Source organism: Microbacterium sp. Gd 4-13 (assembly GCF_003095395.1).
Taxonomy (GTDB): Bacteria; Actinomycetota; Actinomycetes; order Actinomycetales; family Microbacteriaceae; genus Microbacterium.
Genome location: NZ_QEIJ01000001.1, coordinates 619,256 through 640,586 on the forward strand (window position 1 = coordinate 619,256; position 21,331 = coordinate 640,586).

Below are 21,331 nucleotides of genomic sequence, written 5' to 3' on the forward strand. Positions count from 1 at the left end.
ACGCGGGGTGGTACCGCGGCTCGATGGAGTCGTCCTCGCAGGCTGATCCTCGACCTGCTGGAGTGACATGACCTACCCCAAGTCCTCGTTCGGACCCGCTGCCGATGCGTCGGCGAGCGCGGCGCCCGGAATCGTTCCGAGCCCGCGCTTCCCCTCGCTCGAAGAGCAGACACTCGCGTTCTGGGCCTCCGACGACACGTTCCGCGCGTCCATCGCCCAGCGTGAGGGCGCCGAGGAGTGGGTGTTCTACGACGGACCTCCGTTCGCGAACGGCCTGCCGCACTACGGTCACCTGCTCACGGGCTACGCCAAGGACGTCTTCCCCCGCTTCCAGACCATGCGGGGCAAGAAGGTCGACCGCGTCTTCGGCTGGGACACGCACGGTCTGCCGGCCGAGCTCGAGGCGATGAAGCAGCTCGGCATCACCGAGAAGGACGACATCGAGCGCATGGGCGTGGCGACCTTCAACGCCAAGGCCCGCGAGTCGGTGCTCGAGTACACGCGCGACTGGCAGGACTACGTGACCCGCCAGGCGCGGTGGGTCGACTTCGACAACGGCTACAAGACGCTCGACACCACCTACATGGAGTCGGTGCTGTGGGCTTTCAAGACCCTGCACGAGAAGGGGCTCGCCTACGAGGGCTACCGCGTGCTGCCCTACTGCTGGCGTGATGAGACGCCGCTGTCGAGCCACGAACTGCGTATGGACGACGACGTCTACAAGATGCGTCAGGACCCGTCGGTCACCGTCACCTTCCCGCTCGTGGGCGCCAAGGCCGAAGCGCTCGGACTGACGGGCGTGCGTGCGCTCGCCTGGACGACCACGCCCTGGACCCTGCCGACGAACCTCGCGCTCGCTGTCGGCCCCGCCATCCGTTACGTCGTCGTCCCCGGCGGGCCGGCGGGCGCCGCCGACGTGCACCACACTCCCGATGGGCTCGCCGACGACGCGATCGAGGCCACCGCTCACCGCTACCTCCTGGCCGAAGACCTCCTGGGTGGCTACGCCAAGGATCTCGGGTACGAGTCGGCCGACGCCGCCCGCGACGCCGTGCAGCAGACGGTCCTCGGCTCCGAGCTGGAGGGCGTCGCGTACGACCGTCTGTTCGACTACTACGCCGACGCCGACGAGTGGGGCACGCAGAACGCGTGGCGCATCCTCGTCGACGACTACGTCACGACCAGCGACGGCACCGGCATCGTGCACCAGGCGCCCGCCTACGGCGAGGACGACAAGCGGCTGGCGGATGCTGCGGGCCTGCCCACCATCCTGTCGCTCGATGACGGCGGCCGGTTCCTCTCCGACGTGAGCGATGTGGCGGGAGAGCTCTGGCTCGACGCGAACACCCCGCTCATCCGTATCCTGCGCCAGAACGGACGCCTGCTGCGCATGGCGAGCTACGAGCACTCGTACCCGCACTGCTGGCGATGCCGGAACCCCCTCATCTACAAGGCTGTCTCGAGCTGGTTCATCCGCGTCACCGACGTGAAGGAACGCATGATCTCGGGCAACGCCGAGATCACCTGGGTTCCCGAGAACGTCAAGGAGGGCCAGTTCGGCAAGTGGATCGAGGGCGCCCGCGACTGGTCGATCAGCCGCAACCGTTACTGGGGCTCGCCGATCCCGGTGTGGAAGAGCGACGACCCGGAGTACCCGCGTCTGGACGTCTACGGTTCGCTGGCCGAGATGGAGGCCGACTTCGGTCGACTGCCGCGTAACACCGAGGGCGAGGTCGACCTGCACCGTCCGTTCATCGACGACCTCACCCGCCCGAACCCCGACGATCCGACGGGGCAGAGCGTGATGCGCCGCGTCGAGGACGTGCTCGACGTCTGGTTCGACTCCGGCTCGATGCCGTTCGCCCAGGTGCACTACCCGTTCGAGAACCACGACTGGTTCGAGCAGCACGCGCCCGCCGACTTCATCGTGGAGTACATCGGCCAGACGCGGGGCTGGTTCTACGTCATGCACGTGCTGTCGACCGCGCTGTTCGACCGCCCGGCGTTCCGCGCTGTCTCGGCGCACGGGATCGTGCTCGGCAGCGACGGTCAGAAGATGTCGAAATCGTTGCGCAACTATCCCGACGTGCGCGAGGTGTTCGACCGCGACGGATCCGATGCGATGCGCTGGTTCCTCATGTCGAGCTCGGTGCTGCGCGGTGGCAACCTCGTGGTCACCGAGGAGGGCATTCGAGCGGGCGTGCGCGAGTTCCTGCTTCCCCTGTGGAACACGTGGTACTTCTTCTCGACCTACGCCAACGCCGCGCGGGCTACCACCGGTCGGTCTGCGGGTGCGGAGTCGGGATACGACGCATCCTGGCGCACCGACTCGACCGACGTGCTGGATCGTTACATCCTCGCCCTCACGGGTGATCTCGTGCGCGGCGTCGCCGCCGACCTCGACGGTCTCGACTCGACCACCGCCGCGGAGCGACTTCGCGACTTCGCCGAGGTGCTGACCAACTGGTACATCCGTCGCTCGCGCGACCGGTTCTGGGTCGGAGTGCGCGACGACGACGCGTCGTCGACGGAGGCGTTCGACACGCTCTACACCGTGCTCGAGACCCTCACGCGCGTCGCCGCCCCCCTCATCCCTCTCGTCTCCGAGCAGGTGTGGCAGGGGCTTACGGGTGGACGCAGCGTGCACCTCACCGACTGGCCCGATGCCGACGCCTTCCCGACGTCGGCCGACATCCGAGTCGCGATGGACGCCGTTCGTGAGGTGTCGAGCGTCGCCAACGCGCTGCGCAAGCGCGAGGGCAAGCGCGTGCGGCTGCCGCTTCCCCGTCTCACGGTGGTCGTGGCGGATGCTGCCGCCCTCGGCCAGTTCGAAGACATCCTCCGTGACGAGCTCAACATCAAGTCGGTCGAACTGGTCGAACTCGTCGACGGGGCGTCGGCCTCGTACGGCATCTCGCATCGCCTGACGGTGAACGCACGCGTCCTGGGACCCCGTCTCGGAAAGCAGGTGCAGCAGGTCATCCAGGCCGCGCGCGCCGGAGACTGGTCGGAGACCGATGGCGTCGTCGTCGCGGGTGGCGTGGAACTGCAGACCGGAGAGTACGAGCTGGTGGTCGAGACGTCCGGTCGCCCCGACGGTGAAGCGCTCGCCGTGCTCGCCGGTGGCGGGTTCGTGCTCCTCGACACGACGACCGACGACGCGCTCGAGGCGGAGGGTCTCGCGCGCGACGTCGTCCGCGCGGTGCAGGACACCCGCAAGGCGGCAGGATTCGACGTGAGCGATCGCATCCGGTTGATGCTGAGCTTCAGCGACGAGGATGACGCAGCGGCGGTATCGGCCGCGTTCGACATCGCGGACGTCGCCGGGGAGACCCTCGCCCGAGAAGCCGCGATCGTCGGATCCGACGGCGCGACCACCCTGTCGAGGGGTACGCTGCGCGGCACGCCGTCGGAGACGCCCGAACACCAGGCCGAGTTCGCGAAGGGCACCTTCGCCAACGCCGGCGCATTCACCGTCTCGGTGACCCGTTTGAACGAGGAGAGTGGCGAATGAGCGACCGCGACCGCGCCGATGCCGTGTATGCGGCCCTGCTGACGCGGCAGGGCGAGCAGTGGGTCCAGCCCCGCATCGAGCGGACGCGGCGGGTGCTGGAGATGCTCGCAGACCCCCAGCGCACCTACCGGGTGATCCACGTTACGGGGACGAACGGCAAGACCTCGACCAGCCGCATGATCGAGAGTCTCGTCAGGTCGACCGGGCTGCGCACCGGTCTGTTCACGAGCCCGCATCTCGTGCGCTTCACCGAGCGGATCATGATCGATGGCGAGCCCGTCTCCGACGCGGCCGTCGCCGATGCGTGGGATGAGATCGCACCGTTCGTCGAGCTCGTCGACGCCGAGCTGGCCGCGGCGGGCGACGCCGCACTCACCTTCTTCGAGCTCTTGACGGTTCTCGGCTTCGTCGTCTTCGCCGATGCGCCGGTGGACGTCCTCGTGCTCGAGGTCGGCATGGGCGGTGCCTGGGACTCGACCAACACGGCCGATGGAGACGTCGCCGTGTTCGCCCCGATCGCGCTCGACCACGCCGACCGCCTCGGCTCCTCCATCCGCGAGATCGCGACCGTCAAGGCGGGGATCGTCAAGGACGGTGCGGCTGTGGTCTCCGCCCGCCAGGAACCCGAGGCGGCAGCCGTGCTGCGCGCCGCTGCTGCTGCCCGCGGGGCCACGATCGCCTTCGAGGGCGAGGAGTTCGGCCTCTCGTCCCAGCGGCTCGCGGTCGGTGGACAGCTCATCTCGGTGCGCGGTCTGTCCGGCACCTTCGATGAGCAGTACCTCCCGCTCTACGGCTTCCATCAGGGCGCGAACGCCGCTCTCGCGATCGCCGCCGTCGAGTCGCTCTTCGGAAGCATCGGCGCCGAGGTCGTCACCGACGGACTCGCCCAGGCGACATCGCCGGGGCGCCTGCAGCTCGTCGGATCGCACCCCATCGTCGTCGCGGACGCCGCCCACAACCCGCACGGCGCGCGGGCGCTCGTCGCGGGCCTGCGCGAGACGTTCGACGTCGACGAGTGGGGCGTCGTGGTCGGCGTGCTCGGAGACAAGGACGCCGCCGGCATCGTGGATGCGCTGGCGCCGGTGGCGGCGCGCGTGTTCGCGACAGCCCCGGAATCTGAACGCGCCAGCGACCCCGACCTCGTGGCCGACCTCGCCGAGGCTCGCGGCGCGACGGTCTCGGTGCACCCGGGGCTCGACGACGCGGCGGAGGCCGCACGCGAGTGGGCCGCAGCATCCGATCGCCGGGCCGTGGTCATCGCCGGTTCCGTCGTGCTGGCCGGCGAGGCGCTGCGCCTCTCCGAAGCAGAGGACTGGAAGAACGGGTGGCAGGAATGAGCCCCCGCGAGCGCACGCCGCGGGTGCGGCGTCAGCGCGGCGCGCAGGAGTCGCTCGGTTCGGTCGTGCTCGGCTTCGAGTCGATCGTGGTCTTCCTCGGCGGCCTCGTCGTCTTCGGACTGCAGGTGCTGCCCGGCGGCATCGAACCGTGGTGGGGGATCGTCGGCGGGGTTGTGCTGGCCCTGTTGATGGTCATCACGTCGGGGTTCCTCCGCCACCGGTGGGCGATCGTCGCGGGATGGGGGCTGCAGGTCGTCCTCGCCCTCGGCGGATTCCTCGTACCGGCGCTTCTTCTCGTCGCTCTCATTTTCGGCGGCATGTGGGCGTATGCGACGATCAAGGGGGCGTCCCTCGACCGCCGAAACGCCGCACTGGCCGATCCCCGCACACCGAACGGAAACTGACTCATGGCGACCGAAGAGACCCTTGTACTCGTGAAGCCCGACGGCGTGGCCCGCGGCCTCACCGGCGCGATCCTCGCCCGCATCGAAGCGAAGGGGTACGCCCTCGTCGACATCCGGCTCGTCGAGCCCGAGCGCGCGACCCTGGAACAGCACTACGCAGAGCACGAGGGCAAGCCGTTCTACGAGCCGCTGCTCGAGTTCATGCTCTCCGGCCCGTCGGTCGCTATCCGACTCGCCGGCAACCGTGTGATCGAGGGCTTCCGCTCGCTCGCGGGCACCACCGACCCCACGACCGCGGCGCCCGGCACAATCCGCGGTGATTTCGGGCGCGACTGGGGCCTGGCCGTGCAGCAGAACCTCGTGCACGGCAGCGACAGCCCCGAGTCGGCGGCGCGCGAGCTCGCTATCTGGTTCTGACCCGACGGGTCAGACGAGAGATCCGATCACGTCCAGCCGCAGCTGCGCGACGATCGCGATGATCGCGTAGCTGCCGACGGCGAGGAGCGGCATCCACCCCATGGTGGCGGCCGCTCCTCGACGCACCCCTGCGGGCACGGGCACGATGCCCGTCCGCAAGACGTGGAGCAGCACGACGTAGAAGGTCGGGATGGTCACGGACCACGTCACCATGCACCACGGGCAGAGCGTGCCGATGACGAAGATGCTCTGCACGATCAGCCACACCACGAACGCGAACGCCCCGGCGGTCCCGAGGGTGAAGATCCACCAGAACCATCGAGCGAACCGCGCGCCGGCCAGGATCGCCACCCCGACGAACAACGGCGCCATCCAGCCGGCGAGACCGATGATCGGGTTCGGGAATCCGAGCACGCTTCCCTGCGCGGAGACGAGGTTCTTGCCGCATTGGATGAGCGGGTTGAAATCGCACGAGGCGGTGGCGTCGGGGTCGGCCAGGAGGTGCAGGCGCTCCATCGTGAGGGAGAAGGCGGCCCACCACCCGACCACCCCCGCGATGATCAGCCAGACCGCCATCACGGTCGGACGGTGCGGGGATGCTGCCGGTGCGCTCATGGCTCGGATTATGGCACCCGTACCTCTGGTCCGGCTCGGCGATGAACCGACTCTCGAAGCGTTGGTCTGCATTACCGGCGGGGGAGTGCGATAATGGTCGGTGATGCCCGCGGCCGCGCCGCACCGGCATCACGACAGACTTCGGGCGATGGACGCCCTTGCAGTTAGAGCCTCGGGCCGGCTGCAGACCAAATGAGTTCGCGGCCCCGCCGGGTGTGGCGCCGCACGAGATTTCGTCGGACGATGCGCGGTGTCGTCCGCAAGGAGCACCCCCGTGATGGCCGATGAGACCGAGAACCGCAACGACACCCCCGCGAGCGATGTGCCGCAGGACGCCCCCGAGCAGCTGACGACGATCGCCGACATGGAGGCCGTGCTCGACGCGGTCGAGGCGACCGAGGGTGACCGCAGTGCGATCCCCGCAGCCGACGCGTCTGGGCCCGATGCCGTCGCGTCGGATGCCGCCCCGGAACCCGGCGCGGCCGATGAGCCCGCCGCCGAGGAGAAGACCCCCGCGGTCGAGGCCGCCGAGGCGCCGGTCGCGGATGCCGCCGGTGCCGACGAGCAGTCCTCGGTCGGCTCGAGCGCGGACGCTCCCGCGCCGGAGCAGGTGCCGGTCGAAGAGGCTCCCGCGCAGGAGCCGGCCCCCGAGGAGTCGGCCCCCGAAGAGCCGGCCGAGCTGACGGCCGTCGCTCTCGGCCTGCTGCCCGAGGTGTTCGTCTCGGCCGTCAGCACCCAGTTGCACTTCTACGCCCCACCCGTCGTCGCTCTTTCGCCGCGTGCGGAGGAATTCGACGAGCCCGACGAGGCTCCTGCAGCCGGAACCTCGGCACGTCGACGCAATCGCCGTCGCGGCGAGAGCGGTGGCAGCGAGGATCGCGCGGAGTCCGCGCCTGCGGCACCCCGCCAGCGCGCGGTGGAGTACGTCACCGAACCGCAGCGCATCAAGGGGTCCACGCGCCTCGAGGCGAAGAAGCAGCGTCGCCGCGACGGTCGCGAGGCCGGTCGTCGCCGCCCGGTGGTGACCGAGGCCGAGTTCCTCGCCCGTCGCGAGGCCGTCGACCGCGAGATGATCGTCCGCTCGAAGAACGGCCGTGTGCAGATCGCCGTGCTCGAGGACCACGTGCTCGTCGAGCACTACGTCGCCCGCAACCAGGACGCCTCGCTCATCGGCAACGTCTATCTCGGCCGCGTGCAGAACGTGCTGCCGAGCATGGAGGCCGCGTTCGTCGATATCGGTCGCGGTCGCAACGCCGTGCTGTACTCGGGCGAGGTCGACTGGGACGCCGTGGAGACGGGCAACCAGCCGCGCCGGATCGAGCTCGCGCTGAAGTCGGGCGACAAGGTGCTCGTCCAGGTCACGAAAGACCCGGTGGGGCACAAGGGCGCCCGTTTGACGAGCCAGATCTCGCTCCCCGGGCGGTACCTCGTCTACGTGCCCGGCGGCGCGATGAACGGCATCTCGCGCAAGCTTCCCGACACCGAGCGCGCGCGCCTGAAGAAGATCCTGAAAGAGGTCCTCCCCGAATCGTCGGGCGTCATCGTGCGCACCGCGGCCGAGGGGGCCACCGAGGACCAGCTGACGCGCGACGTGCAGCGACTCACCAGCCAGTGGGAGCACGTGAGCCGCCAGATCGAGACGATCCAGGCACCGGCACTGCTGCACTCCGAGCCCGACCTCCTCGTCAAGATCGTGCGCGACGTCTTCAACGAGGACTTCACGAAGATGCTCATCCAGGGCGAGGATGCACATCAGACGATCACGAGCTACCTCGCGAGCGTCGCACCCGACCTGCTCGACCGCGTCGAATCGTACGAGGCCGACCGTGACCCGTTCGACGAGTTCCGCGTCACCGAGCAGATCGAAAAGGCTCTCGACCGCAAGGTGTGGCTGCCCTCGGGCGGCTCGCTCGTCATCGACCGCACCGAGGCGATGACCGTGGTCGACGTCAACACCGGCAAGTTCGTCGGTTCCGGCGGAAACCTCGAAGAGACCGTCACCAAGAACAACCTGGAAGCGGCCGAAGAGATCGTCCGCCAGCTGCGATTGCGAGACATCGGCGGAATCATCGTCGTCGACTTCATCGACATGGTGCTCGAGTCCAACCGAGACCTCGTCCTGCGCCGTCTGGTCGAGTGCCTCAGCCGTGACCGGACCAAGCATCAGGTCGCCGAGGTCACCTCGCTCGGACTCGTGCAGATGACCAGGAAGAAGCTCGGCCTGGGGCTTCTGGAAACCTTCAGCGAGGCGTGCGAGGTCTGCGCCGGTCGCGGCGTCGTCGTGCACCACGACCCGGTGGTGAAGCACCGCTCCAACGGAGGCGGATCGTCGTCGAACAACGGTTCGTCCAACCGGCGCTCGCGCGGTTCCGGCAACGGGGGCGGCAACACGAGCAATGGCGGCAACAGCGCCACGGGCGGAACCCACGTCATCACCGAAGGCGTGAAGTCGGCCCTGGCGCAGATCGCGGCGTCGACCATCCAGCCCAACGGCGAGGAGGAAGCCCCCGCGATCGAACCGGTCGTCGTGGAAGCTCCCGTCGCGGAGGCGGAGCCGGTCAAGCGCCCGCGCAAGAAGCGCACCGACGCCGCATCGAAGAACCCGCGCACCGAGAAGGACGTCCTGCTCGATTCGGTGCTGAGCGCGCTTCCCGAGCCCAAGGCGCCCGGCCAGGGTCGCTCGCGCCGCCGTGTGACGACGGCGGCTCTGAGTGGCACTCCGGTGCAGGCCGGACCGACCGAAGAGGGCTGAGTGCTCTCAGCGGATGCTGCGCCGCTCCCGAGCGGTCACACGCAGTCCTGACGCGATCAGACGCCGAACGAGTTCACGACCTTCGACATGGGTGGCACCCGCGGCGACGAGCCGCGGGTGCGCCTCGTCGGGGACGTCGTAGTGGTCGAGGTCGAACGCCCGCCGCGGGATGCCGTTCGCGCGGGCAAAGGCGTGGAGTTCGGCCAGGTCGGAATCGCTGACCAGGTGCGCCCACAGCCGTCCGTGTGCCGGCCACAGGGGGTTGTCGATCAGGATCGTCACGTCGAGATCCTATGCGGGCACCGCGACACGCGGCTCCGAGCTTTTGCCAGGGGAGTCGGCATCGGGTAGCATTTCCCTTTGGTGCGTTCGTGTCACGTGCCCGGCAGCGGCGGTCTGAGAAGGACGCCGGCCCGGATGACGCGGTCGACGCGGACGACTCGCACCAAGACTTCCGTCATCAGACAAACCGGAGCCTCGTGCTCCCGAACGAAACAGGTATGAAGTGGTTTACGCAGTAGTGCGGGCCGGTGGCCGGCAGGAGAAGGTAGAGGTCGGCACGATCGTCGTTCTCGATCGCCTCGCGGCCAAGGTAGGCGACAACGTGCAGCTTCCTGCCGTGCTCCTCGTCGACGGCGACGCCGTCACGACCGACGCAGAGAAGCTCGCGAGCGTCTCGGTGACCGCCGAGGTGCTCGGTGAGCTGCGCGGACCGAAGATCGTCATCCAGAAGTTCAAGAACAAGACCGGCTACAAGAAGCGCCAGGGGCACCGTCAGGACCTCACGCGCGTCAAGGTCACCGGCATCAAGTAAAGCCAGGGAGACGCAGAGATGGCACATAAAAAGGGCGCAAGCTCCACCCGTAACGGTCGTGACTCCAACGCTCAGCGCCTCGGCGTGAAGCGCTTCGGCGGCCAGGTCGTCGGCGCCGGCGAGATCATCGTCCGCCAGCGCGGCACGCACTTCCACCCCGGCGCCAACGTGGGCCGTGGCAAGGACGACACCCTCTTCGCCCTTTCGGCCGGTGCTGTCGAGTTCGGCCAGAAGGGCGGCCGCAAGGTCGTCAACATCGTCGCGGGCGCGGAGTAACCTCCGACACGCACGAGCAGCGGCTCCGGTCGCACAGCTCTGGAAGGGGGCGGGCTTTTGCCCGTCCCCTTCACCGTTTCACCATGGCCCTCCCGGGCCCTCGTCCCGCATCACCGCACGAAAGGAACACGCATGGTCACGTTCGTAGACCGCGTCACACTGCACCTTCGTGCGGGGCGCGGTGGAAATGGCTGCGTCTCGGTCAAGCGCGAGAAGTTCAAGCCGCTGGCAGGCCCCGACGGTGGCAACGGCGGGCACGGGGGCGATGTCGTCCTCGTCGCCGACCCGCAGACCACCACGCTGCTGTCGTACCACCACTCGCCGCACCGGTCCGCCGGCAACGGCGGGTTCGGCATGGGCGACCACCGGTCCGGTGCCGCCGGTGAACCCGTCGAGCTCAACGTGCCGGTGGGCACGGTGGTGAAGGATGCCGCGGGCGAGACCATCGTCGACATGATCACCCCCGGAATGCGGTTCATCGCCGCGCAGGGCGGTATCGGCGGTCTCGGCAACGCGACCCTGGCCAACCCCAAGCGCAAGGCGCCCGGGTTCGCTCTCCTCGGCACTCCCGGGTGGGAGGGTGATCTCAACCTCGAGCTGAAGACGGTGGCGGACATCGCCCTGGTCGGCTTCCCCTCGGCGGGCAAATCGAGTCTCGTCGCCGCCGTCTCGGCGGCGCGTCCGAAGATCGCCGACTACCCGTTCACGACGCTGCACCCCAACCTCGGTGTCGTGCAGGCCGGCGACGTGCGCTTCACGATCGCCGACGTACCCGGGCTCATCGAGGGTGCCAGTGAGGGGCGCGGTCTCGGCCTCGAGTTCCTCCGCCACGTCGAGCGCTGCACGGCTCTCGTGCACGTGCTCGACTGCGCCACGCTCGAGCCCGGTCGGGACCCTCTCACCGACCTCGACATCATCCTCGCCGAGCTCGCGGCCTACCCGGTTCCCGAAGGCCAGGTGCCCCTCATCGAGCGGCCCCAGCTCGTCGCCCTGAACAAGGTCGACGTCCCGGAGGGCAAAGACCTGGCCGACCTCGTTCGTTCCGAGATCGAAGCGCGTGGTTTCCGCGTGTTCGAGATCTCGACCGTGAGCCGTGCCGGTCTCCGCGAACTCACGTTCGCCCTCGGCGAGGTCGTCGAGAAGCACCGCGCAGAGCTCGCCGCCGCACCGGCACCCGAGCGGATCGTCATTCGTCCGACGGGTTCGGAGAAGGCTTTCACCGTGCGCGTCGAAGGCGGAACCTACGGGCCGATCTTCCGCGTGCTGGGCGAGAAGCCGGTTCGTTGGATGCAGCAGACCGACTTCCAGAACGAGGAAGCCGTCGGCTATCTCGCCGACCGCCTGGAGAAGCTGGGCGTCGAGACCGAGCTGTACAAGGTGGGCGCGACGCCCGGGGCGACCGTCGTCATCGGCGAGGACGACGCCGTCGTGTTCGACTGGCACCCGACGATGTCTTCGCCCGCGGAGCTCATGACCGCTCCCCGTGGAACCGATCCGCGCCTCGACCTCAACCCCCGTCGCACGACGGATCAGCGTCGCGAGCGCTACAAGGAGCGGATGGACGCCAAGGCGGCCGCTCGCGCCGAAGACGAGGTCGAGCGCAAGGCGCGCCACGCTGAGGAGATCACCGAGCAATGACGGCGCAGACCCGCGCAGACCTCCCCGGAGCTCAGCGCGTCGTGGTGAAAGTGGGTTCGTCGTCCATCGGCGGCGAGGGTGCGCACCGCATCGACACGATCGTCGACGCTCTTGCCGCCGCGTCGGCGCGGGGAACGGAGATCGTGCTGGTCTCCTCCGGTGCCATCGCCACAGCGCTGCCGCTACTCGATCTCGCCGGTCGCCCCAACGATCTCGCAACGCAGCAGGCCGCCGCAGCGGTCGGGCAGAACGTGCTCATGTGGCGCTACCAGACGGCCCTCGACCGACACGGGCTCCTCGCCGGCCAGGTGCTCCTGACAGCGGGCGATCTCGAGAACGCGACGCACCGATCGAATGCGCGACGCGCGATGGAGCGGCTCATGGGTCTGCGCATCTTGCCGATCGTCAACGAGAACGACACGGTCGCGACGCACGAAATCCGCTTCGGCGACAACGATCGGCTGGCGGCTCTCGTGGCGCAGCTCATCGGCGCGGATGGGCTCGTGCTCCTCAGCGACATCGCCTGCCTCTACACGCGCCCACCCGGCGAACCGGGAGCCCGGCCCATCACCCACGTCGAGTTCGGTGACGACCTCTCGGGTTTCGAGTTCGGCACGGTCGTCGTCAACAGCGTCGGCACCGGGGGAGCGGCCACCAAGGTATCGGCTGCTCGGCTGGCTGCAGCATCCGGTGTCGGCGTGCTGGTGACCAGTGCCGACCTCGTCGCCGAGGCGCTCGGCGGCGAAGAGATCGGCACGTGGTTCGCTCCGAATCCGGATGCAGCACCCACGCGCACCGGGCCCGTCGGTACGGTGAGCGCCGCCGATAGGCTGGGCTGATGACCGCTCTCGTCGCCTCGGCCCACGACCGGATGCTGCGCGCGAAAGACTCCGCGCGCACGATCGGGCTGCTGACCTCCGTACAGAAGACCGCTGCCCTGCAGGCGATCGCGGCGCAGCTCGACGCGGACTCCCACGACATCGTCGCGGCGAACGCGGAAGACCTCGAGCGTGGCCGGGCGAACGGCATCGGCGACGCGCTGCTCGATCGCCTGCGCCTCGATGACAGTCGTGTCGCGGCGCTCTCGGCGGCCGTGCGCGACATCGCCGAACTGCCCGATCCTGTGGGGCGCGTGCTCGACGAGCGCGTGCTGCCGAACGGTCTGAGGCTGACGAAGGTGTCGGTGCCGTTCGGTGTCGTCGGGTCGATCTACGAAGCGCGTCCGAACGTCACCGTCGACATCACGGCACTCGCGCTGCGCTCCGGCAATGCGGTCGTCCTCCGCGGCGGTCGTGCTGCCGAGAGCTCGAATGCGGCGCTCGTGGCGAGTATGCGCGCTGCTCTCGCGACGCAGGGTATCGACCCGGAGGCCATTCAGACCGTCGACGAGTTCGGTCGCGACGGAGCCCGCGAGCTCATGCGCGCCCGCGGACTCGTCGACGTGCTCGTGCCGCGCGGAAGCGCTCAGCTGATCGAGACGGTCGTCACCGAGTCGCTCGTACCCGTCATCGAGACAGGGGCGGGCGTCGTCCACGTCGTCGTCGATGCCTCCGCGCGCGCCGACTGGGCTCGCGACATCGTCGTGAACGCCAAGGCCCAGCGCCCGAGCGTCTGCAACGCCGTCGAGACGGTGCTGGTCCACCGCGATGCCGCCCCCCGTGTCCTTCCCGGAATGTTGTCGGCGCTCAAGGAGTCGGGCGTCACTGTGCACGGTGATGAGCAGACCGCGGCGTACGACACCTCCGTCGTTGCCGCCACCGATGACGACTGGGCGCGCGAGTACCTCAGCCTCGACCTCGCCGTGCGTATCGTCGATGACCTCGACGATGCGCTGGCTCACATCCGCCGCTACTCCACGCACCACACCGAGTCGATCATCACCGATGACGCGGCCAGCGCCGAGCGGTTCCTCGCCGAAGTGGATTCCGCGGTCGTCATGGTGAACGCCTCGACGCGGTTCACCGACGGCGGAGAGTTCGGATTCGGCGCAGAGGTGGGGATCTCGACCCAGAAATTGCACGCGCGGGGTCCGATGGGGCTCGCCGAACTGACCAGCACGAAGTGGCTGGCGCGCGGTGACGGACAGACCCGTGCCTGACGGCCTAAACTCGTACATGCGCGTCGCCGCCGCGCGAACCCGAACGGAGCCTCGATGACCATCGCCACGCTGATCGCCTTCGCCGCTGAAGAAGCCGAACACCACGGCAACGTCGCCCTGGAGACGTTCTGGTACGGCGCCGTGGCCCTCGCCGTCTTCACCCTCCTCGGACTCGTCACGCTCTCGTACCGCAACGTGGCCAACCGTCACGCGCACAAGGCCGACGCCTACGCGCGCACGCACGGAACGCCGACTCCCGAGAGGCACGGCCACTGAGGCTCACTGCATGACGACGACGCGCGCCCCGCGGATCGGGGTCATGGGTGGAACGTTCGACCCGATCCACCATGGCCACCTCGTCGCGGCTAGCGAGGTCGCGCAGTCGTTCGATCTCGACGAGGTCGTCTTCGTTCCCACGGGGCGCCCGTGGCAGAAGCAGCAGGTCTCGCCGAGCGAAGACCGCTACCTGATGACGGTGATCGCAACGGCGTCAAACCCTCAGTTCACTGTCAGCCGGGTGGATATCGACCGGGACGGCTTCACCTACACGATCGATACCCTGCGCGATATCAAGGCTCAGCGCCCCGGCGCAGATCTGTTCTTCATCACGGGTGCGGACGCCGTGGCGCAGATTCTCGGGTGGAGGGACCATGATGAGTTGTGGGGCCTCGCCCACTTCGTCGCCGTTTCACGCCCAGGTCACGTGCTCAGCACGGACGGCCTGCCGCGAGACAACGTGAGCCAGCTCGAGATCCCCGCCCTCGCGATCTCGTCGACCGACTGCCGAGACCGCGTCCGCAGGGGCAATCCGGTCTGGTATCTCGTACCCGACGGCGTCGTCCAGTACATCGAGAAGCATCACCTCTATCGGAGCAAGGCATGAGCACACCCGATCAGCCCGACACGCCTCCGCTGACCCGTCGGCGGTTGCGAGAGATCCGCAACACGGGCGCCACTCCCGTCCTCACCCCCGAAGACATCGCCAAGAACGAAGCCTTCCTGAGCGAGGCCGACGATCGCGCTGCGGCTGCACAGCGTGACAAGGACGCGCAGCAGAACGCCCACGCCGACGACGCCATCGACACGGCGGAGCCCATCGAGGCCGACGCGATCGAGTCCGAACCGCAACTCGATTCGGGGATGGCGTCGTCCGAGCCCGATGCGGCCGCCGAACCGGAGACGCACGTTGAGCCCGACGCCGATGCCGAGCGATCTGCGGAGACGGCGGAGCCCGTCGCCCTTCCGCCGTCGGTCGCGGCGGAGGAGCCGGTCACGCCCGCATCCTTCGCAGATCTCGCCGTGACCCCCCTGACCCGCCGCCAAGCGCGCGAGGTCGAGCGGATCCGCACCGCGTCGGTCCCGATCATCGCGCCGGATGGGGCTCCCTCGCCGCCCCCGGACGCCGACACGACGACGCGCGCAGACGAGCCGGAGGCCGTGTCTGCCCGCTCCGGCGACGCGGAGTCGGGAGCAGCGATCGCCGACGTCCCCGGGCTCGTTCGCCCCTCCGCCGTCGGCGACGAACCCGTCGCCGTGGTGAACCCCCACTTCGGGTCGGGCCTTCTCGCCGGGGAGACCCCCGTCGTGGAGCTGCCTCCCTCGTTCGACCAGCTGATCACCCGGACCGGATCGACGGGGGTCTCGTCGTCGACGCCGAACGCGCTGATCCTCTCTCAGACTCCCGCTGCCGCGCCGCTCGTCGCTCCGGTGACGGCCACCGGCGAGGTGCTCATCACCGGCACCTTCGACCTCCCCGAAGGGCTCGGCTCCGTCGGGCACGCGCCGGGGCTGCACGACGGGAAGGATGTCGACGCCGTCCTCGTCGACGGAGAGCTACCCGCAGCATCCTCACCCACCCCGATCGCCGCCAGCGCAGCCATCAGTCAGGTGCGCAACTCTGACGAGATCATCCGGCCCCCCGCCCCTGAGAAGGGCGGCAGGCTGCTCATCGCGCTGACGATCACTGCCGGCGCGTTGCTCGTCACCGTGGCCGGACTTCTCGTCCTCGCTTTCACGACAGGAATCTTCTAAATGGTCGCCACCGACAATTCCCGCGAGATGCTGCAGATCGCGGCTCGCGCCGCCGATGCCAAGAGCGGCGAGGATCTGGTCGCTCTCGACGTCTCCGAGCCGCTGCCGCTCGTCGACATCTTCCTCATGGTCACCGGGCGCAACGAGCGCAACGTCGCGGCCATCGCCGACGCCATCGAGGAGGATCTTCTCGAAGCGGGGCACAAGCGTCTGCGCAGGGAGGGCCGCCAGGAGTCGCGCTGGGTGCTGCTCGACTTCGGCGATCTCGTCGTGCACGTCTTCCATGAGCAGGAGCGTGTCTTCTATGGGCTCGAGCGTCTCTGGAAGGACTGCCCGGTGGTTCCCATCGATCTGCCGGCACCCGCGAATCAAGAGTGACGAATCGCGCTCCCTGGTTCGTGGCATCCCTTCGGATGTAGTAATCTAGGGGGGTTGCCTTCTGAGGCAGCGTAAGGGCCTGTGGCGCAGCTGGTAGCGCACCTGCATGGCATGCAGGGGGTCAGGGGTTCGAGTCCCCTCAGGTCCACGATTACCCCCGGTTTCCGGGGGTTTTTCGTTGTTAGTCGCTGTTCGTTAGATCTTGATTACTGACAACATCGGCTTTTGTGTCAGTTTTGAGACCAGAATATGGCACCTCTGTCGGTGAAAAGTTGTCCCTAGACGTCCCTGGACGTCCCTGGGTGTCCCTGGCTCCGACTCTTCAAGCTCCGTCTGAGCGTTGCGCCCGGACAGACTGGATTTCGGCCGGGCGTTGTCGGGCTCAGGGTGGGCGCAGAGCGCAGGCCCTCCAGCGGTGAGGAGCCTGACCCGGTTTCCCGGACGGTTCTTGTGTGTTGATCATGCCGCGATCTCTGCGGTCGTGTGAAGGGCTTCGTAGTCGGCGGGGCTGAGGTCGCCGAGGGACGTGTGCCTGCGGCGGGGGTTGTAGAACCCCTCGATCCACTCGAACATGGCCGTCGCGAGCTGCGCCCTCGAGTCCCAGCTCGTGCGATCCAGGAGTTCGCGTTGCATCGTCGACCAGAACGACTCGATGAGCGCGTTGTCCACGGACGACGCGACCCTGCCCATCGAGCCGAGCAGCCCGGCCTGGCGCAACCGGTGCCCGAAGAGCCAGCTGGTGTATTGCGCTCCTCGATCCGCATGAACCACGGTCCCGGGCTCGGGACGGCGTCGCCAGCGGGCCATCTCGAGCGCGTCGACGACGATCTCCGCGGTGATCCGATCCGAGATCGACCACCCCACGATCCGGCGACTGAAGGCGTCGATCACGGCGGCGCAGTAGACCCATCCGTCTCTCGCGCGGTGCTGCGTGATGTCGCAGAACCAGAGCCGATTCGGGGCGTCAGCGCGGAACTGCCGCTTCACGAGGTCCTCGTGGGTCGCCGTGTCAGGCCTCCAGCCGCGTCGCTTCCGGCGGTGCGAGACGCCGACCAGCCTGTCGATCCGCATGAGCCGGGCGACGCGTTTGCGGCCGACGCGAACACTGAGACCGAGGCGTAGCTCGGCGAGCACACGCGGTGCGCCGTAGGTCTCTCGCGAGTCGGCGTGGATGCGTCGGATCGTGGTCGTCAACTCCGCATCCGCCAGGGCTCGTCGCGACGGCGGCCGGCTGACCCAGTCGTAGTAGCCCGAAGTGGAGACGTTCAGGAACCGGCAGGCCACCGCGACGGGGATGCCGTCTGCGGCGAGCTCCTGGACCAGCCGGAACCCTATTTTGGGAGCACGTTCTCCCTGGCGAAGTAGGCGCTGGCGCGCTTGAGGATCTCGATCTCCATTTCAAGCACGCGGTTCCGGCGCCGCAGTTCGACGAGTTCCTTGTGCTCGTCCGTCGTGATCCCGGACTTGCGGCCGGAATCGACCGCGTCCCGGTTCATCCAGTTCCGAAGACACGACTCGCTGATCCCAAGATCGCGGGCGGTCTGCGCGACGGGGTTGCCCTGGGCGACCAGATCCAGGGCTCGACGCCGGAACTCCGGCGGGTGGGCAGCAGGCATCTCACGGACTCCTTCCGAGACGATCATCGCCTCAAAGTTGGTGTCCGGAAAAGCGGGTCAGGCTCCGCCGGCCAGAGAAATGCGGCTGGTGTGTGTGGATGCGGCTCAAGCTGCCGGCGCTTACCCCGACGTCTCGTCTAGCTTCTGACGTCACAGTTCGGCGACGACGACTTCGAGTCGCGCGCGCAGAGCCTGCCACGGCTGATTGAGGTCGAGCGTTCGCGCGCCGATCCTATTCCCCTGAACAATGACGTCGAGGTCAGGCTGCTGTACCGCATCGGTTCGCGCGTAGAGCAGCAAGCCGCTCACTGATCCGTCTCGGGCGACGTCGGCGTTCTTCACGTAGGCAAGCACCTGGTAGAGGTTGTCCGAATGGACGGTGGACTTGTCCCAGCGGCTTATCTGCATCGACTTTCCGTAGTACTTCGCGTCGATAATCAACTTGCGTCCGCCGCTGCGGAGCGTGAGGTCCGTGAGCATCGCCGGGAGCTGGTCGGCGCCGAGCGCACTCGCTCGGTCGTAGTCCCAGGAAATCGCAGACGCTGATGGGAGGAGCTCCGGGTGGTGCACACGGAAGTACTCGCGCAGGAAGCGTTCATAGAGGCTGCTCATGACGTCGTCTGAGATCCATGAGGTGAGCTTCGCAGTGCCGGAGTCTTGGGTGGGAAGCAGCCCTTTGATGATGAGTTCGCACACTCCGAGGAGCAGCCTGTAGTTAGCGTTCGCACGGTGGTAGTTCAGTGTGTTCCAGCGGACGGAGGTGGGCGCGACCAGAGTCACGGCGTCCAGGTAGGGGAGGAGGCGGCGGAGTGCATCTTTGCGCGGAGGAGCGATCTCACCCCGGCGAAGGAGAAGAACAATGACCGACTTCAGCGCCTGATTGTGGGGCGTGTCCGGCTCATACTCGTCGAACTCACAGACGAGGCGACCTCTGGTCATCGACCGAGTCGCGATGGTCCGCGTAATGTCGATGCGGCCTCGCACCGTCGCCAGCGCGTCGCTACGTTCCAAATAGTCGCGGTGAAGACCCCGCTTCACCTGCGTCCCAACGCCGCGGATGAGGATCTCTGCGAGAAGGTCCTGCAGGTGGTCGAACCGTTCTGCCGCGATGCTGTCGGTGCCATCACTGTGCATCCTTCGGAACGCGTACGCCAGCATGACGTACACGTTGCGGATGGCGATGGTCCGGTCGGTCATGCGACGGCGGCTCGGAGCCGTGAAGCCCATTCGTCGGCTCTACCCGGCTCGTCGAACCAGTATTCGTCGAGCAGCGGGATGAGTTCGTCCTCTACGACGGAATACAGCCAGCCATCTTTACTGGTACCAACGGATCGGGAGAGGAAGCTGTGTCCGATGGCGAATCCTGGACCAAGCGCCGGATCGTCGCCGATTGCCGTGTTGAGGTCGGTGACGACCGCGACGAGAGCGTCCAGTGTTGGGCTGTCGGCGTCCTGCTGCCACCGCCTAAATCCCGTGGAATCGAAGCCGGGGCCCATTTCAAAGAACCCGAAGCGGCGGCGCAGCGCGTAGTCCAGGACCGCGAGACTGCGGTCGGCGGTGTTCATCATGCCGATGATATGGACGTTGGGCGGAACCGAGAAGGTCTCGTTCTTATAGAGCAGACGAAGTTCCTGGCCCCGCTTGTCCGCTTCGATAAGCATCAGCAGCTCACCGAAGATCTTGGAGATGTTGCCTCGGTTGATCTCGTCCACGACGAAGAAATACGGCCGGTCTGGATCATCTGCGCGCGCAAGGTCGCAGAACCGATAGAACGGACCCTCGGTAAGTGTGAAGCCACCCGACTCCGTCGGCCTGTAACCCATCATGAAGTCCTCATACGAGTAGCTCTGATGAAACTGGACCATCTGGACTCGGCTCGGGTCTTTCGCGCCCATCATCGAATAGGCCAGCCGCTTGGCGGCGTACGTCTTTCCCACGCCCGGAGGCCCGGCCAGGATGACGTTCTTCTTTCGCGAGAGCAAGGCGCTCAATCGTTCGTACCGTTCCGCGGAGATGTAAACCTCGTTGAGGAACGCCGCCATGTCGTACTCCGGAACCGGAGAGGACAGTGTCGGCACCTCGAGCTCTGCATCTTCGGTGAAGAGCGCCTCGAGCCGCCCGACGTAGTCGTGGAAGGTCGTGATGTCAGTGAGCGTCTTGGTGGCCGCGTCTCCGGGATGTTCCCACGACCCGATGTCCGTCCACTTCACCGAGCGAACGTGTCGGAACGAGGGTCGTCCCGGCTCATAGCGGGCGCCGGATGTGACTTCTCCGCGTCCAACGATCTCTCGCCGTCCGCGTTTGGCGTAGACGATGTCCCCAACCGCGATCTCGTTCTGGAACTGCCAGAGCGCGAGCACGCCGTTCTTCATTGACGCGCCCGTCCCGCCGGGGTCGAGCACCTGCCGGATCGCCTCACGGCTCGGATAAGTGGAGAGATCGTCAAGTGCATCCCAGCCGATTGCCATAATGTCGCTTGCCGAGAACTCGGCCCATTCCGACGCTTGCGCGCCGGGGGAGTAGAGCCAGTAGTGGCGGGGTCGCGGCTCGCTCAGGGCGACAGAGTCCAACGGCTCCGTCGTCGTGTTGATGTCCGATGGACCCCAGAGCTCCGCGACCCCCGGGCTCCAAAAGTGGAACGGTCCGCCGACCTCGGGAGCGAGTGCGGCGCGGATTGCCAACAGGTCGTGGTCGATTGACTCAAGACCGTCGCCGGTTGGCCCGCCGATTCGGTCGGAAAGCGCGGCGCGGATCTTCGACTTCATGCCTGCCGACGAAATCGGCTCGAACTCATCCGGTCGAGCGAGGAACTGTAGAGCATTGCGGATGTCTGATCTGTCTTTGCCTGAGGCGAGCATGACCCGCTGCAGCTCCCACGGATCGGCTTGAGCCAGGTCACGCTCGTGCTCGGCCAAGCTCCTCCAGTGGCGCACAAAAGTCGAGACCCAGATGACGTGCAGCCACAGCGCGCCGTTGTACCAGGACCCGGGCTCGAACCCGGCGGTCCCAGCGGGGCGAGCGAGCCAACTGGACATCGACTCAGGAATGCTCGCGGCGACGTCGAGGTGCGATAGCACTCTCTCGACGTGTGCTCTCCGTGTCTCAGGTAGCGCCGAACGCAAGGGGTGCTCCCTCAGGAACACGAGCTCAGCCGCGAGAAGCACCACGGCCCGCGGGGCGCCCTTGAGCTGTAGGTCGAGTTTGTCCCACTGGCCCTGGCCGGCTCCGACGATGGGATTGTCGCCAATCCTTGCCCGGAGTTCCTCCGCTGCCTCGGCAGTCCAGATGGTCGTGCTCGGGTCGATGATCGATCTGCCGTCGCCCAGCATGTGCTCGACAATCTCGCCGGCCTCACGCGCCACCTGCATGTCCGGGGCTGGCCTTGAGGCGAGGATCGCAGCGTGCACATCTTCGTCGAACTGCTCCGTAGTCATAGGCCCC

Annotated in this window: 20 protein-coding genes and 1 tRNA gene; 15 read left to right on the forward strand and 6 right to left on the reverse strand. The window is 67.5% G+C overall.

Going from position 1 to position 21,331, the window contains the following annotated elements; genetic code table 11:
- The first annotated feature begins 67 nt into the window (after positions 1-67).
- From ileS to ndk, 4 genes are read left to right on the forward strand one after another with little or no spacing between them, the layout of a single operon-like run.
- Positions 68-3,514: an isoleucine--tRNA ligase gene (ileS, locus tag DEA06_RS02960; protein WP_116646431.1), complete on the forward strand. Its 3,447-nt coding sequence runs from the start codon at positions 68-70 to the stop codon at positions 3,512-3,514.
- The gene (locus tag DEA06_RS02965; RefSeq protein WP_116646432.1) at positions 3,511-4,851 is read left to right on the forward strand and encodes a Mur ligase family protein; all 1,341 of its coding nucleotides are present in this window, start codon (positions 3,511-3,513) and stop codon (positions 4,849-4,851) included. Before ileS ends, DEA06_RS02965 begins: the two co-directional genes overlap by 4 nt.
- On the forward strand, positions 4,848-5,255 hold the full coding sequence (locus DEA06_RS02970) for a DUF4233 domain-containing protein (protein ID WP_116646433.1): 408 nt from the start codon (positions 4,848-4,850) through the stop codon (positions 5,253-5,255). Before DEA06_RS02965 ends, DEA06_RS02970 begins: the two co-directional genes overlap by 4 nt.
- Positions 5,256-5,258: 3 nt before the next feature.
- A complete protein-coding gene (gene ndk, locus DEA06_RS02975; protein WP_116646434.1) occupies positions 5,259-5,672 on the forward strand; it encodes a nucleoside-diphosphate kinase in 414 nt (137 codons plus the stop codon).
- A 9-nt stretch (positions 5,673-5,681) separates the two neighbouring features.
- Here ndk and DEA06_RS02980 read toward each other — a convergent pair whose 3' ends face one another.
- Positions 5,682-6,287, reverse strand: a complete 606-nt coding sequence (locus DEA06_RS02980; protein ID WP_116646435.1) for a vitamin K epoxide reductase family protein — start codon at positions 6,285-6,287, stop codon at positions 5,682-5,684.
- Between the two features lie 277 nt (positions 6,288-6,564).
- On the opposite strand from DEA06_RS02980, the gene DEA06_RS02985 reads away from it, so the two are divergent.
- Positions 6,565-9,039, forward strand: coding sequence for an Rne/Rng family ribonuclease (locus DEA06_RS02985; protein ID WP_116646436.1), 2,475 nt, complete (start codon positions 6,565-6,567; stop codon positions 9,037-9,039).
- Positions 9,040-9,045: 6 nt separating this feature from the next.
- Here the strand turns inward: DEA06_RS02985 and DEA06_RS02990 are convergent, their stop codons facing one another.
- The gene (locus DEA06_RS02990; RefSeq protein WP_116646437.1) at positions 9,046-9,321 is read right to left on the reverse strand and encodes a DUF4031 domain-containing protein; all 276 of its coding nucleotides are present in this window, start codon (positions 9,319-9,321) and stop codon (positions 9,046-9,048) included.
- Positions 9,322-9,544: 223 nt separating this feature from the next.
- Here DEA06_RS02990 and rplU point away from each other — a divergent pair, with 223 nt between their 5' ends.
- From rplU to DEA06_RS03040, 10 genes are all read left to right on the forward strand, one after another.
- Positions 9,545-9,853: a 50S ribosomal protein L21 gene (gene rplU / locus DEA06_RS02995; protein WP_116646438.1), complete on the forward strand. Its 309-nt coding sequence runs from the start codon at positions 9,545-9,547 to the stop codon at positions 9,851-9,853.
- A gap of 18 nt (positions 9,854-9,871) precedes the next feature.
- Positions 9,872-10,129, forward strand: coding sequence for a 50S ribosomal protein L27 (rpmA, locus tag DEA06_RS03000; protein ID WP_116646439.1), 258 nt, complete (start codon positions 9,872-9,874; stop codon positions 10,127-10,129).
- A gap of 132 nt (positions 10,130-10,261) precedes the next feature.
- Positions 10,262-11,767, forward strand: a complete 1,506-nt coding sequence (obgE, locus tag DEA06_RS03005) for a GTPase ObgE (protein WP_116646440.1) — start codon at positions 10,262-10,264, stop codon at positions 11,765-11,767.
- Positions 11,764-12,606, forward strand: coding sequence for a glutamate 5-kinase (gene proB, locus DEA06_RS03010; protein WP_116646441.1), 843 nt, complete (start codon positions 11,764-11,766; stop codon positions 12,604-12,606). Before obgE ends, proB begins: the two co-directional genes overlap by 4 nt.
- Positions 12,606-13,865 carry a glutamate-5-semialdehyde dehydrogenase gene (locus DEA06_RS03015; protein ID WP_116646442.1) on the forward strand — a complete coding sequence of 420 codons (1,260 nt, stop codon included), beginning with the start codon at positions 12,606-12,608 and terminating at the stop codon, positions 13,863-13,865. The genes proB and DEA06_RS03015 overlap by 1 nt, the downstream gene beginning before the upstream one ends.
- Positions 13,866-13,919: 54 nt before the next feature.
- A complete protein-coding gene (locus DEA06_RS03020) occupies positions 13,920-14,141 on the forward strand; it encodes a hypothetical protein (protein ID WP_116646443.1) in 222 nt (73 codons plus the stop codon).
- A 10-nt stretch (positions 14,142-14,151) separates the two neighbouring features.
- Positions 14,152-14,748 (forward strand): nicotinate-nucleotide adenylyltransferase, encoded by a 597-nt coding sequence (nadD, locus tag DEA06_RS03025; protein ID WP_116646444.1) that lies wholly within the window; start codon positions 14,152-14,154, stop codon positions 14,746-14,748.
- A complete protein-coding gene (locus DEA06_RS16775; protein WP_240606782.1) occupies positions 14,745-15,896 on the forward strand; it encodes a hypothetical protein in 1,152 nt (383 codons plus the stop codon). The genes nadD and DEA06_RS16775 overlap by 4 nt, the downstream gene beginning before the upstream one ends.
- Complete coding sequence (gene rsfS, locus DEA06_RS03035; RefSeq protein WP_116646445.1) at positions 15,897-16,274, forward strand: ribosome silencing factor; 378 nt, start codon at positions 15,897-15,899, stop codon at positions 16,272-16,274.
- A 75-nt stretch (positions 16,275-16,349) separates the two neighbouring features.
- Positions 16,350-16,422, forward strand: a tRNA-Ala gene (locus DEA06_RS03040).
- A 311-nt stretch (positions 16,423-16,733) separates the two neighbouring features.
- Here the strand turns inward: DEA06_RS03040 and DEA06_RS03045 are convergent.
- The 4 genes from DEA06_RS03045 to DEA06_RS03060 all read right to left on the reverse strand — a co-directional run bounded on the left by DEA06_RS03045 (position 16,734) and on the right by DEA06_RS03060 (position 21,324).
- The gene (locus DEA06_RS03045; RefSeq protein ID WP_116646446.1) at positions 16,734-17,609 is read right to left on the reverse strand and encodes an IS3 family transposase; all 876 of its coding nucleotides are present in this window, start codon (positions 17,607-17,609) and stop codon (positions 16,734-16,736) included.
- Positions 17,606-17,890, reverse strand: a complete 285-nt coding sequence (locus tag DEA06_RS03050) for a transposase (RefSeq protein ID WP_165817905.1) — start codon at positions 17,888-17,890, stop codon at positions 17,606-17,608. Before DEA06_RS03050 ends, DEA06_RS03045 begins: the two co-directional genes overlap by 4 nt.
- Before the next feature lie 150 nt (positions 17,891-18,040).
- Complete coding sequence (mcrC, locus tag DEA06_RS03055; RefSeq protein ID WP_116646814.1) at positions 18,041-19,087, reverse strand: 5-methylcytosine-specific restriction endonuclease system specificity protein McrC; 1,047 nt, start codon at positions 19,085-19,087, stop codon at positions 18,041-18,043.
- Positions 19,084-21,324: an AAA family ATPase gene (locus DEA06_RS03060; protein ID WP_240606783.1), complete on the reverse strand. Its 2,241-nt coding sequence runs from the start codon at positions 21,322-21,324 to the stop codon at positions 19,084-19,086. Before DEA06_RS03060 ends, mcrC begins: the two co-directional genes overlap by 4 nt.
- Positions 21,325-21,331: the final 7 nt, after the last annotated feature.

What these genes read in the sequence shown, in the direction of transcription:
- ileS (WP_116646431.1), top strand. Translation starts at nt 68, where the DNA reads ATGACCTACCCCAAGTCCTCGTTCGGACCCGCTGCCGATGCGTCGGCG.
- DEA06_RS02965 (WP_116646432.1), top strand. Translation starts at nt 3,511, where the DNA reads ATGAGCGACCGCGACCGCGCCGATGCCGTGTATGCGGCCCTGCTGACG.
- DEA06_RS02970 (WP_116646433.1), top strand. Translation starts at nt 4,848, where the DNA reads ATGAGCCCCCGCGAGCGCACGCCGCGGGTGCGGCGTCAGCGCGGCGCG.
- ndk (WP_116646434.1), top strand. Translation starts at nt 5,259, where the DNA reads ATGGCGACCGAAGAGACCCTTGTACTCGTGAAGCCCGACGGCGTGGCC.
- DEA06_RS02980 (WP_116646435.1), bottom strand. Translation starts at nt 6,287, where the DNA reads ATGAGCGCACCGGCAGCATCCCCGCACCGTCCGACCGTGATGGCGGTC.
- DEA06_RS02985 (WP_116646436.1), top strand. Translation starts at nt 6,565, where the DNA reads ATGGCCGATGAGACCGAGAACCGCAACGACACCCCCGCGAGCGATGTG.
- rpmA (WP_116646439.1), top strand. Translation starts at nt 9,872, where the DNA reads ATGGCACATAAAAAGGGCGCAAGCTCCACCCGTAACGGTCGTGACTCC.
- obgE (WP_116646440.1), top strand. Translation starts at nt 10,262, where the DNA reads ATGGTCACGTTCGTAGACCGCGTCACACTGCACCTTCGTGCGGGGCGC.
- proB (WP_116646441.1), top strand. Translation starts at nt 11,764, where the DNA reads ATGACGGCGCAGACCCGCGCAGACCTCCCCGGAGCTCAGCGCGTCGTG.
- DEA06_RS03015 (WP_116646442.1), top strand. Translation starts at nt 12,606, where the DNA reads ATGACCGCTCTCGTCGCCTCGGCCCACGACCGGATGCTGCGCGCGAAA.
- DEA06_RS03020 (WP_116646443.1), top strand. Translation starts at nt 13,920, where the DNA reads ATGACCATCGCCACGCTGATCGCCTTCGCCGCTGAAGAAGCCGAACAC.
- nadD (WP_116646444.1), top strand. Translation starts at nt 14,152, where the DNA reads ATGACGACGACGCGCGCCCCGCGGATCGGGGTCATGGGTGGAACGTTC.
- DEA06_RS16775 (WP_240606782.1), top strand. Translation starts at nt 14,745, where the DNA reads ATGAGCACACCCGATCAGCCCGACACGCCTCCGCTGACCCGTCGGCGG.
- rsfS (WP_116646445.1), top strand. Translation starts at nt 15,897, where the DNA reads ATGGTCGCCACCGACAATTCCCGCGAGATGCTGCAGATCGCGGCTCGC.
- DEA06_RS03050 (WP_165817905.1), bottom strand. Translation starts at nt 17,890, where the DNA reads ATGCCTGCTGCCCACCCGCCGGAGTTCCGGCGTCGAGCCCTGGATCTG.
- mcrC (WP_116646814.1), bottom strand. Translation starts at nt 19,087, where the DNA reads ATGACCGACCGGACCATCGCCATCCGCAACGTGTACGTCATGCTGGCG.
- DEA06_RS03060 (WP_240606783.1), bottom strand. Translation starts at nt 21,324, where the DNA reads ATGACTACGGAGCAGTTCGACGAAGATGTGCACGCTGCGATCCTCGCC.